The 10,802-nt window shown below is 62.9% G+C and carries 9 protein-coding genes and 7 pseudogenes; 10 read left to right on the top strand and 6 right to left on the bottom strand.

Features of this window, described 5'->3' with window-relative positions:
* Nucleotides 1-167, bottom strand: a 167-nt coding sequence (locus L6639_RS42425) for a transposase (protein WP_237867301.1), incomplete at its 3' end; no start/stop codon positions are given.
* 438 nt (nucleotides 168-605) lie between these two features.
* Between L6639_RS42425 and L6639_RS42430 the strand changes: the two genes are divergently transcribed.
* From L6639_RS42430 to L6639_RS42455, 6 genes and pseudogenes are all read left to right on the top strand, one after another.
* Entirely contained in the window at nucleotides 606-842 is a 237-nt protein-coding gene (locus L6639_RS42430) for a hypothetical protein (protein WP_210326194.1), read from the top strand.
* Entirely contained in the window at nucleotides 832-1,488 is a 657-nt protein-coding gene (locus tag L6639_RS42435) for a recombinase family protein (protein WP_210326196.1), read from the top strand. Before L6639_RS42430 ends, L6639_RS42435 begins: the two co-directional genes overlap by 11 nt.
* On the top strand, nucleotides 1,410-1,670 hold the full coding sequence (locus L6639_RS42440) for a recombinase family protein (protein ID WP_232995627.1): 261 nt from the start codon (nucleotides 1,410-1,412) through the stop codon (nucleotides 1,668-1,670). Before L6639_RS42435 ends, L6639_RS42440 begins: the two co-directional genes overlap by 79 nt.
* A gap of 56 nt (nucleotides 1,671-1,726) precedes the next feature.
* Nucleotides 1,727-1,897: pseudogene (locus L6639_RS42445) on the top strand (recombinase zinc ribbon domain-containing protein); the annotation flags it as partial.
* Nucleotides 1,898-2,046: 149 nt separating this feature from the next.
* Complete coding sequence (locus L6639_RS42450; protein ID WP_232995665.1) at nucleotides 2,047-3,066, top strand: hypothetical protein; 1,020 nt, start codon at nucleotides 2,047-2,049, stop codon at nucleotides 3,064-3,066.
* Entirely contained in the window at nucleotides 3,021-3,257 is a 237-nt protein-coding gene (locus L6639_RS42455; RefSeq protein ID WP_232995628.1) for a helix-turn-helix domain-containing protein, read from the top strand. Before L6639_RS42450 ends, L6639_RS42455 begins: the two co-directional genes overlap by 46 nt.
* A gap of 34 nt (nucleotides 3,258-3,291) precedes the next feature.
* Here L6639_RS42455 and L6639_RS42460 read toward each other — a convergent pair.
* A pseudogene (locus L6639_RS42460) lies at nucleotides 3,292-3,636 on the bottom strand (ATP-binding protein); the annotation flags it as partial.
* Nucleotides 3,633-4,624 (bottom strand): annotated as a pseudogene (locus tag L6639_RS42465) (IS21 family transposase); the annotation flags it as partial. The pseudogenes L6639_RS42460 and L6639_RS42465, both read right to left, overlap by 4 nt.
* On the opposite strand from L6639_RS42465, the pseudogene L6639_RS42470 reads away from it, so the two are divergent.
* Nucleotides 4,625-5,182: pseudogene (locus L6639_RS42470) on the top strand (IS110 family RNA-guided transposase); the annotation flags it as partial.
* Between the two features lie 313 nt (nucleotides 5,183-5,495).
* Here L6639_RS42470 and L6639_RS42475 read toward each other — a convergent pair.
* Nucleotides 5,496-5,873 (bottom strand): annotated as a pseudogene (locus L6639_RS42475) (IS110 family transposase); the annotation flags it as partial.
* A 66-nt stretch (nucleotides 5,874-5,939) separates the two neighbouring features.
* Between L6639_RS42475 and L6639_RS42480 the strand changes: the two are divergent.
* The 3 genes and pseudogenes from L6639_RS42480 to tnpB all read left to right on the top strand — a co-directional run.
* Nucleotides 5,940-6,863, top strand: a pseudogene (locus tag L6639_RS42480) (IS3 family transposase); the annotation flags it as partial.
* Nucleotides 6,864-6,890: 27 nt separating this feature from the next.
* A complete protein-coding gene (locus tag L6639_RS43705) occupies nucleotides 6,891-7,139 on the top strand; it encodes a transposase (RefSeq protein WP_128955121.1) in 249 nt (82 codons plus the stop codon).
* A gap of 283 nt (nucleotides 7,140-7,422) precedes the next feature.
* The gene (gene tnpB / locus L6639_RS42485) at nucleotides 7,423-7,770 is read left to right on the top strand and encodes an IS66 family insertion sequence element accessory protein TnpB (protein ID WP_128929859.1); all 348 of its coding nucleotides are present in this window, start codon (nucleotides 7,423-7,425) and stop codon (nucleotides 7,768-7,770) included.
* Between the two features lie 535 nt (nucleotides 7,771-8,305).
* Here the strand turns inward: tnpB and L6639_RS42490 are convergent.
* Both L6639_RS42490 and istA read right to left on the bottom strand, forming a co-directional pair.
* Nucleotides 8,306-9,531: pseudogene (locus L6639_RS42490) on the bottom strand (IS256 family transposase).
* 129 nt (nucleotides 9,532-9,660) lie between these two features.
* Nucleotides 9,661-10,581, bottom strand: coding sequence for an IS21 family transposase (gene istA / locus L6639_RS42495; protein ID WP_128955122.1), 921 nt, complete (start codon nucleotides 10,579-10,581; stop codon nucleotides 9,661-9,663).
* Nucleotides 10,582-10,802 lie beyond the last annotated feature (221 nt).

The raw sequence follows: 10,802 nt of genomic DNA on the forward strand, positions 1-10,802 counted from the left end.
CACACCGTAAGCAGCCCGCGCGAAACGCCATTGCGCCGCGCAACCTCGGAGATGTTCGCACCCTCCTCAAAGCTCTCCGCCACGATCCGGGCCTTCTCCTCGCTCGTCCACCGACGCCGTCGGCGCTCCCCGGTGATCACTGAGCGTGCTGCCGGTTTGATGGACACCCCGTTAAGCTAATCCCACCTTGCGCTCCATCTCGACCGAGCTGATATAGCCGATGGCCGAGTGTCCGCGGTGTTCGTTGTACAACAACGTTTGAGAACGGCCACAGGACCGTTCTTCGCGAGGTTCTTTATCGGCATCATCCATGGTTTGGGCGCCGAGTTTGCGTTCATGGAGCCGTCGACAAGGCTTTGATGTTGTTTTTCGCTGCACCTTGGACGGATCGCAAGGAGATCGTTGGCTGGAAGTGCCAGCAGGGATGTTCGACCGGACGGCATGCCCTGACGCCGAGCTTTTGACAGCTCAACCGTTTGTCAGCATCGATGCGCTTGCGGCGCTTTCTGCGCTTCTCGATCTGGCGTTGAAGGATCGAACGCCATCAGCTGCCCTGCTTTCTGGCGCATCCAGAGGCTCTCACGGTCAGAATCGGGGAGCGACTCATGTCACGCCAGACGGCAATGCCAGGGAGCGGATACCGACACAATCAACAACCGCGGCCGCAGCAGATGGATCTGTTCGGGAGCGGCCTGTCGAGCGGCGCCACCGGTGCGCCCACATGGTCGGAGCTTCCGGCGGAAGCGCAGGCGGCCCTTACGAGTCTGATGACGCAGTTGATCCTCGACCATGCCGCGACGACAGCGACGCCGCGCGCGAAGGAGGTCGGTCATGATCTCTGACAAGGTCAGGCCTCATCATCTGGAGAAGGGGATACTTTACGTGCGTCAATCCTCAGCACATCAGGTGCTACACAATCGCGAGAGCGGCGCGTTGCAATACGCCATGCGGGACCGACTGACGGCACTCGGATGGTCAGAGGTTGAAGTGATCGATGATGATCTCGGTCGCTCAGCCGCCGGCGGCGTACAACGCGCCGGCTTCGAGCGGATGGTAGCGGAGGTTTGCCTCGGTAAAGTTGGTGCGGTTTGCGCCCGCGAAGTCTCGCGCTTCGCTCGCAACAGACGGGATTGGCAGCAACTCATCGAGATGTGCCGCGTGGTCGATACCGTTCTGATCGATCAGGAGACGATCTACGCGCCAAGGCACGGTAACGATCGCCTGTTGCTCGGGCTCAAGGGCAGCCTCAACGAGTACGAGCTGGATCTGTTGCGCCAGCGCTCGCTCTCGGCCCGCTACGAGAAGGCGCGCCGGGGCGAGTTGGTTGTGGCAGCGCCCGTCGGCTTCGTGAAGGCCGGCGACCGTTATGAGAAAGATCCGGATCGGCGTGTCCAGGAGCGATCAAGCTGGTGTTCGACAAGGTCGAGGAACTCGGCAGCGCGCGACCGTTCTGCTGGCTCCACGAGTACAATCTCGATCTGCCGGTGAAGCGGACCAACGGCGCAACGGCCTGGCGGCGACCGAGCTACTCCGCCATCCACCGGATCATTGAGAACCCGGTCTACGGCGGCGCCTATGCCTATGGTAAGACGGCTGTCGCGGCGGGATACAGCGCCGTGGGTGTGAGCGTGAAGATCCGCCGCAGGCGCGGAGCGAATGGCTGGCGCTGAAGCCCAACACCCACGACGGGTATGTGAGCTGGGAGAGGTTCGAGGCGATCCGCACCATGGTCAGCAGCAACGCTCCCACCGGTCGGCATCACGGCGCGCCCAAGCATGGTGACGCGCTGCTGGCCGGTCTGATCCGGTGCAAGCGCTGCGGTCGCAAGCTCACACTCCGGTACTCCGGCATGAACCACCATATCCCGCGCTATAGCTGTAGCCGCGCCTGGATGGACAATGGCGGCCCTCACTGCATCGGCTTCGGCGGACTGCCCGTCGATGATGCAATCGAGGAAGCACTGCTTGGCGTCATCGGTCCGGGCGCTATCGCCGCCGCAACCGCTGCCGCCAAGGAAGCCAGGGGAACGGCGCGATCAGGTGCGCGATGCTCTCAGTCGCGATCTCGAAGCGGCGCGCTATGCCGCCGACCAGGCTTTTCCGGCAATACGATGCCGCTGACCCCGCGAGCCGGCTGGTGGCGGGCGAGCTTGGAGCGCGCTGGAACAGGACGCTCGCTCACGCAGCGGAGGTCGAGGGCAAAATCGCCACGCATAATGCGGCGATGCCTGCCCCCATTGCTGATCCAGCCTCGCTCGGCGTTCTGGCCTCGAACCTCAGAACGGTCTGGGATGCGCCGACGACGGATGCTCGCCTCAAGAAGCGCATTGTGCGCACCCTCATCCATGAGGTCGTAGCCGATATCGATGATGCGGCCTCCGAGATCGTCCTCGTCGTCCACTGGGTTGGCGGCGTTCACAGCGAGATACGCCTGCCCAAGCGTGAGCAAGCGCGCTATGAGGCCACTCGGGCTCGTCGGCGATATGAGGCTGTCGATCCCGACAATCGCCTGGTCGCCGGCGAGCTGGAGCGACGTTGGAATGAACGTCTGCTGGCCGTCCGCGCGCTCGAGGAAGAGCGCGGTGCACTGTTGGCCAAGCCGGAGAGTCCTCTGAGCGAGGCGGATCGCGAGCGGCTGCTTGCGCTTGGCTCCGATTTGGAGCGGGCCTGGAACAGTCCTGGGGCGACGCCTGCCACGCGCAAGGGGATCATCCGAACCTTAATCCACGAAATCGTTGTATGCGTCGGCGATGCGGCAATTGAGCTTGTGATCCACTGGCAGGGCGGCGATCACACAGCGCTAGAGACCAGAAAGAACCGCACGGGCCAACACCGCTGGAGCACATCCGCAGATGTCATCGATCTCCTGCGTGTTCTGGCACGCCAGATGCCCGACGGCACGATCGCGGCGGTCCTCGACCGAGCGGCAAGTCGACGGGGCACGGTAACAGCTGGACCCGCGCCCGCGTTCGTCACTTGCGCAACCAGCAAGCTATCGCACCCTACCGGGAAGGCGAACGCATGGAGAGAGGAGAAATTACTCTGGATGAAGCCGCCGCTGCGTTGACGGTCAGCCCATCGACGGTTCGCCGTCTGATCGCGGAGCGAAGCTTGCCCGCGCACCAGCTGTGCAAGGGCGCACCCTGGGTGATCAAGGCGCCTGATCTGGAGCACCCCGAGGTCAGGAACGCCGCGCAGGCGCGGCGCTTCCGGCGCCCGTCGTCTGGCGATCTCCGCCAAAGAGAGCTTGAACTATAATGGCATAACGAGGTGGGCAGTATGAATCGGACTCGGGCGGCCCGAACAGGAGCAAATTGGCACCCTTACCCAACCAGCTGTCACCGGCGGCGAGCGCCATCACCTGCGCCTTGGAGATCATCGGCACGGCCTCGAAGTCGAAGCCGCCGAAGGTCTTCCCAGCAGACAGCCGCGCCTCGACGAGATGGCGCTCGGTGAGCCGGCGACCGCGTTCGGCGATCTCGTGCTCGGCAATGGTGGCGAGGAAGCGGGCCGCTGGCCAACCTTCCTTGTCGGACTGCTCGGCAAATTGCGCCCACAGCACCTTGATGGCCGGGAGGCGGAGCTCGTTGAGCAACAGATTGAGGCGCGCGGTATCAACGGTATTGGCTACGCTCATGCGGCACCTCCGATCTCGGCAGTACCGATGAGGCATTCGTAGGTGGCAAGGGGGTGCGAGCTGCACCACGACGTTCGGCAGGTGGGCGGGTCAGGAGCGAAGTGAGCGCGCAGCCGGTTAGGTTCAGGCAGTCGGCCGGCCTCGAGGTCGGCGGTGAGCTGATCGGCGAGTTCGGTCTCGCAGCCGCGTTCATGAGCGAGCGCGAGGAGATCGACCATGATCCGGCAGGCTTTTTTGTCCGGCAAGCGTTCGCGCAACCGATCGAAGGTCTTCCAATAGGCATCGCGCGGGAACAGCCGATCTCGGTAGACCAGATTGAGAAGCGCCATCGGCTTGCGCCGCAGGGAATGGATCACGTGCCGATAATCTCGAGACGATCATCGTAAAGGCGCACCCGCAGCCGGTGACCGATCAGGCGCGATGGCACCGTGTAGAACACCTTGCGCAGGGTGAAGCCGCCGGACGATGTCACGCGGACGATCACCTCTTCGTAGTCGGAGGTGCGCCGATCGGGCAGCTCCTGCAACACCACGCGCTCGCTATCGATCCGCTTGGCGTTGCGGGCATTGCGGCGGCTGACGATCTCGTCGATGAAGCCGCGATAGGTGGCAAGATCGTCGAAGTCGACAGTTCCGCGCAGCAGCAAGGCATCCGCGATTGCTCGCTTGAGATGACCGTGGGGCCCTTCGATCGAATCATTCTCGTGAGCAACGCCTCGATTGTTGCGGGAATGCCCCATGCCGTAATGGGCACAAAGGGCCTCGTATCGCTGCGTCAGATCATCCCGAGCATGGCAATCGAGATTGCGGAATGCGGCCGACAGGCTGTCGGTCCGATGCTCCCGCGGCGCCCCACCGAGCGACCAGAGGGCATTCTGCAGGCCTTCGGCCAGGGCAACGAAGCTCTCACCGCCAAGCACGACGTGGGCGTGCGCGAACCCGCAATAGGCCAAACGGACGTGATAGAGACGATGATCCAGCGGTGCGCCGATTTGTCGCCAGTGATGCGTCGCCTGGTGGGCGCTCGCTTCGCCGATCTCCGCCGCCTCGAAGAACGGATCCGCGAATTGACACAGGAGATCGAAGCGGTTGCCGATCGAGAGGACGTCACCCGCCGGCTGATGACAATTCCTGGTATCGGCGCATTGGGTGCGACCGCCGTACTTGCCGCGATCGGTGATGGGCTGCAGTTTCGCAAGGCCCGCGACCTTGCTGCCTGGCTGGGGTTAGTGCCCAGGCAATACTCGAGCGGCGGAAAACAGACGTTGCTTGGCGTCAGCAAACGCGGCAACCGTTATCTGAGAAAGCTTTTGGTGCAGGGCGCGCGATCCTGCTTCCGGCATTTGGACCGGACGCGCGATCGCCTAGGAAGCTGGCTCGACGGGCTCCAGGCTCGGATGCATCCGAACAAGGCCGTTGTCGCTCTAGCCGCCAAGATGGCCCGCATTGTGTGGGTGGTCTTGAACAAGCCCGGAGCACTCTACGAACGCAGAGATCCTGCCTTGCCTGACGCTTCTGGCTTCGATTGCAAGGCTCGGGAACAGTGATGACGAAACAGTGGATCAACATGCCGTAAGCCCTGTGCAAAAAAGCGGGCTTCCTGCCCGAACTATTTATTGGGAACGGCGTGCGCGGATCTCATCATGGCGTGGCTGCAACAGCAGTCCACTCGCGAGAGGCCGGATACATTTATGCAACTGGAAGCGCTGCATCGCGAATCCGTGCCAGATGGTCGGCTCGAGGACACGCCTGATCAATCAGACGCGGGCTTTCTGCCTCGAGTACGGTGTACCTTTGCGTCAGGGTGCCGGAATATTCAATCTCGAGTTGCCGCGCGTTTGAATGACGAAGGAAACGCGCTTGAAGATCCACTTGGTCCTCCTCCTTCACGGCAACGAAGCGCATTGTCGGTCGCGTAGCGGCCTCAGCGATCGCCTCGGCGTCGATGATATCGTTCTTGTTTGACTTCACGTAGGGCTTCACGAATTGCACGGGGATCAGGCGCACCTTGTGACCAAGTGCCTGTATCTTCCGGGCGAGCCACTGTGGACCGACGCAGGATTCCATGCCAACTATGCTTGGTTGTGCGCGCGCAAAGAACTGAAGAAGGGTGTCCCCTCGAAAGCGAAATTTCTGAACAGGTGTGCCGTCGCAGCTCAGGCCAACGACGTGGAATAGGTTCTTGCCAATGTCGATTCCATAGACAGCCGCGGGTCGCGGCAAATTGCGATCGGCCATGATACTCTCCTCTTTAGTCTGCCCTTCCTATGATGAGGGAGGAGGACGGGGCGGTCCATCCCATTAATGGTGACGCCCGCGGGCAAGCGGAAAGCTGTCGCGTATCTCATGGTTGCCCACGGGATGAGCGAACGGCGGGCGTGTAAAGCCATCGGCTGCTGCCGCATGACCATCAGATATCTGACAATCCGGGCGGACGATGCCGTCCTACGGCAGCGCATGCGGGCGATCGCCCACGAACGCCGTCGTTTTTGTTTGTCGGCGCCTGCACGTGCTGCTCAACCGGGAGGGCTACCTGGTCAAACCACAAGAAGCTGTTCCGGGGAAGAGAGGCTTGCGGTACGCCGCCGCGGCGGCCGCAAGCGGGCCGCCCTTGGGACCCGGGCGCCAATGACGGTGCCGATGGCCCGCAACGATCGCTGGTTGCTCGACTTCGTGTCGGATCAGCTGACCTGCGGCCGCCGCTTCAGCGTCCTCACCGTGGTCGATGACTGCACCCGCGAGTGCTTGGCGCTAGTCGCCGATACCTCGCTCTCCGGCATCCGCGTGGCGCGGGAACTGGACCGGCTGATGTTCGAGCGCGGCGAGCCCAGGATGGTGGTCAGCGACAACGGCACCGAGCTCACCAGCAACGCCATCCTGACATGGGCCGATCAAAGCCCCGTCGGTTGGCATTACATCGCGCCGGGCAAGCCCATGCAGAATGCGTTCATCGAGCGCTTCAATGGCCGGCTGCGGGACGAACTGCTCAACGAGACGCTGTTCACGTCACTGGCGCAGGCCCTCGTCGCGCTCGGATGCGGGCGGGCCCACTACAACGACGCACGACCACACTCTCAGCTCGGATGGAAAACGCCGTCCGAGTTCGCCGACACCTGCCATCCGCGACGGGATCTGGCGCTGTGCGTTATGCCGAAGGCTCTGCGCCAGCTCCCGTCGCTCCCCCAACTGGGCAAATCCAACGACCGGGGCGAACTCAGGGCTGGATAAAACTTGGGGCAAGGTCAGCACGTGCGGATGCAGGTCAATGTGTTGGGTGCCGAGCGTCGGCGGCGATGGAGTTACGACGAGAAGGTCCGTCTGTCGAGGAGACGTTTGCAGGCCGGCGAGACGGTCTGCGGCGTCGCGCGCCGGCATGGGGTGGCTCACGACTTCCAGCTCTTCGAACGTCAGCGCCAACTGCGCTTGCGGGTAAATCCGCGCACCGTCGTCGGTTTGCCACAGCCTCTTCCGCCGCCAGCTCGTCCCCGGTGGCGTCAGATCTGACGCTTTAGCTTGGCGATCTGCAACTTCTGCTGCGCAATCAGTGCCTCGCATAGCTTGCTGTTCCGGCAGGCGCGCCAAGCCGCCTGGGCGGTGATGCGGTGCCAGCTCTGGTTCCTGTCGAGATCACACGTGCACCGGCATCGATCAGCACGTCGCAACTGGCGTCTTCGCCTCCTAAGCAACGCGCAACGGCTGGAATCATCGAGATCGAGCTTAGCGGCGGCTGTCGTGTTCGCGTTGATCGCGACGAGCTGCAGCGGGTTTTTGAGCTTCTGCGACGACGATGATCCCGCTCCCGAGCGGCGTCAGGGTATGGATCGCGACTGGCCACACCGACATGCGTCGGGCCATGCAAAGTTTGGCGCTTGCGGTTCAGGAAAGCTTGGAGCGCGATCCCCATGCCGGCGATCTCTATATCTTATGGGGCCGCCGCGGCCTTCTGGTCAAGATTCTCTCGCATGACGGCTTGGGCATGTCGCTCTATGCCAAGCGCCTGGATCACGGCAGGTTCATCTGGCCGTCGACGTCGGTCGGCGCGGTGTCGATCTCGGCAGCGCAAATGGCTTACATGCTCGAGGGCATCGACTGGTGGACTCCCCAACTGAGCTGGCGGCCGCAGAGCGGGGGCTAATCCAGGAAAATCCTCATATTGCCGACATTTGGGAGTCCCAATGCATTCAATCTGTGATTCACTGCGTCGCATGAATGCGGATCGCGACGCCGCTCCGGATGACGTTGCCGCCCTGAAGGCGGCGCCGGCAGCCGAGCGCGCTAAGGGTACGGAGATCGCCGCCGAGCTCGCGGTCGCCCGTGCGAAAGCGTCGGAAGACGCGCCGAGTGGCCAGACCTTCCCGGAGCACCTGAACTCAGGACTGGATAACACTTGGGGGCGAGGTCACGATAAATGTCAGTGGCTAGTTTGATGATGTTGTCGCAGCCGCTACCGCCGGGAATGTCCGAAGTTTTGTGTAAGCGATTTCTGTGAAGGTGGGTTTTGCGTTTGAGACATTGAAAGCTGGCATCGACGGCATGGCCGATAATTCTGCTTGGCCGGACCGAGCGGTCAAGCCCCGAAGCCGCGCAGCGGCGCGCCGCAGGCGCGGGGCTTGACGGCGAAGGTTCGGTCCAAACGATCATGGTCGGCGCCGTGATGTCGGTTGTGATCATCAGCGCGCTGTTCCGGGAAACCGCGCGCCGAAGTGGATGGCGAACTGCCCCATCGCGGCAGTCCATTCAACCGGTCGCCGCCAATAAACGCCAGCGTTCCTGAGGGCGAGATACAACAGCTTGAGCGCCGCCTCGTCGGTCGGGAAGCTGCCGCGGGTCTTGATGATCTTGCGCAGCGAACGATGTAGCGCCTCGACCCCGTTTGTCGTGTAGATCATCTTTCGGATGCCAGGCGCGAAGGCGAAGAACGGCACTACGTGCTCCCACGCTTTGCGCCAGATCTGGCCAATGGCGGGATAGCGCTTGCCCCATTCGGCCTCGAACTCGGCAAGCCTCAGCGCCGCCGCGTCGGCACTCTCAGCCCGATAGATCGCCTTTCGAGGGCAGGATCGCCTTGCGGTCCTTCCAGGAGACGAAGGCAAGGCTGTTACGGATCAGGTGCACGATGCAGGTCTGCACCAGCGTCTGCGGGTAGACCGATGTGATCGCCTCGGGAAACCCCTTCAGCTCGTCGACGACGGCAATCAGGATATCGTTGACGCCGCGCGCCTTGAGTTCGTTGACGACCCGCAGCCAGAATTTGGCGCCCTCGGTCTGCTCGATCCAGAGCCCGAGCGTCCTTCTCGCCATCGGCATTGTAGGCGAGCGCAACGTAGACCGCCTTGTTCTTGACCAGCCCTTCGTCGCGTATCTTGACCCGCAGCGCGTCAAAAAAGACGATTGGGTACACGGCGTCGAGCGGCCGGCTCTGGCATTCCCGGACCTCATCGAGGACGGCGTCGGCCACCCGGCTAATGAGATCGGGCGAGACCTCGGCGCCTTAGAGCTCGGCCAGGTGGCCCTGGATCTCCCGCACCGTCATGCCGCGGGCATAGAGGCTCAGGATCTTGTCGTCGAAACCATCGAACCGGGTCTGCCCCTTGGCGGTCAACTGCGGCTCGAAGCTGCCGGCCCGATCGCGAGGCACGGTAATCTCGATCTCGCCATCCTCCGTCAGGATCGTCTTCGAGCTTGTCCCGTTGCGGCTGTTGCCTGAGCCCCGGCCGGCAGGATCACCCTTCTCGTAGCCCAAATGCTCGGTCAGCTCGGCTCCAAGTGCGCGCTCGATCAAGGCCTTCTTGAGCTGCTTGAACAGCCCATTCTCGCCGGTCAGGTTTTCGGGCTTGCTGTAGTTCGCAAGAAGCTGGTCCAGCAGTTCAGGGGTAATCGTCGTATCGGTGGTCATGTGAGTCTCCAATTAAGGTAAACTCACAGAAACCTCCTTACACATCGTTCCGGACACCCTCCTACCGCCCCGCTCGCAGAGGAGGTCCGTAACGCACAGAGCCGTGGCACGAGCCACTATCGGTCGCAGCTATTTTATCAGACAAGACTCTGCATAAGAGTCGTTGAGGTCCGCGATCGCCTTGCGGATGGCCCCGTTGAGTTCGTCAAGCGAGAAGAAGCGCCGGTTCCGCAGCCGCGCCAGCACAAACCGCTGGACGATCTGCACCGCCACTTCCACCTTCGCCTTGTCGCGTGGTTTGCGCGGACGCGTGGGCAGGATCGCGGTGCCGTAGTGCTCGGCCAGCTCCTGGTAGGTGCGGTTGATGCCCGGCTCATAGCGACAGGTGGCGGTGACGCCGGCCTTCAGATTGTCGCAGACGATCGCCTTCGGCACGCCGCCGATCGCGCGCAACGTATTGGCGTGCAGCCCGATCCAGTCGGCCAGCCCTTCCGACCAACGCGCCTCGGCAAAGGTGTAGTTGGATGCTCCTAGCACCGCGACGAAGACATGGGCCAGCCGCTGCGCGCCGGTCGCGGCGTCGAACACCGGCACCGTGTCGCCCGCGAAGTCGACGAACAGCTTCTCTCCAGGCCCATGCGTCTGCCGCATGGTCGGCGAGATCGCCTCGCTCCATTCCCGGTAGAGATCGCAAAACCGGCTGTAGCCATAGCCGTCGGCGTGCTCCGCGCGATATTCCTCCCACAACAGGAGCAACGTCACGCTGCGCCGCTTCAGCTCCCGGTGCACCGCCTTCCAGTCGGGCAACGGCCGCGCCGGCTTCTCCTCGAATGTCGGCGGCGTGAACAGCCGGCGCTCGAGTTCGCCGTCGTCCATCCCTTCCGGCACCGGCCAGGTGATGCCGATCACGGCAGCCCGCCGCAGATACTCGCCAACCGTCGATCGGCTGATGCCGACCGTGACGGCGATCTGCCGCTCGCTCACGCCAAGGGCGTGCCGCAGTCTCAAAACTTCTCGAACCTTCCGCATCGGCGCTCTCTCGGCGGGCATCAGACCTTCCCTTGCTTGGTCGCAAAGGTGGGCTGGTCCGCGATTCGATCGCCGTCTTCGAGAGCGTCAGGCGGTCTCAACAGGGTGGCCGGCTTCGATCGGAATGGGTGGCCGACTTCCGTCGGAATCGGTGGCCGGATTGCGTCGGAATACTGGAGGGTTCAAATAGGTCCCGCGTCGCAGATCTCGCCGCAAGTCCAGCGCGGGACCTATTTGAAGCT

It is taken from the genome of Bradyrhizobium zhengyangense, from assembly GCF_022012555.1.
GTDB lineage: Bacteria > Pseudomonadota > Alphaproteobacteria > Rhizobiales > Xanthobacteraceae > Bradyrhizobium > Bradyrhizobium zhengyangense.

Bases quoted from the DNA above. Each gene is read 5' to 3' on its own strand.
- tnpB (WP_128929859.1), top strand. From the start codon at position 7,423: ATGATCCCGCTCCCGAGCGGCGTCAGGGTATGGATCGCGACTGGCCAC.
- L6639_RS42455 (WP_232995628.1), top strand. From the start codon at position 3,021: ATGGAGAGAGGAGAAATTACTCTGGATGAAGCCGCCGCTGCGTTGACG.
- istA (WP_128955122.1), bottom strand. From the start codon at position 10,581: ATGCCCGCCGAGAGAGCGCCGATGCGGAAGGTTCGAGAAGTTTTGAGA.
- L6639_RS42450 (WP_232995665.1), top strand. From the start codon at position 2,047: ATGCTCTCAGTCGCGATCTCGAAGCGGCGCGCTATGCCGCCGACCAGG.
- L6639_RS42435 (WP_210326196.1), top strand. From the start codon at position 832: ATGATCTCTGACAAGGTCAGGCCTCATCATCTGGAGAAGGGGATACTT.
- L6639_RS42430 (WP_210326194.1), top strand. From the start codon at position 606: ATGTCACGCCAGACGGCAATGCCAGGGAGCGGATACCGACACAATCAA.
- L6639_RS43705 (WP_128955121.1), top strand. From the start codon at position 6,891: ATGCAGGTCAATGTGTTGGGTGCCGAGCGTCGGCGGCGATGGAGTTAC.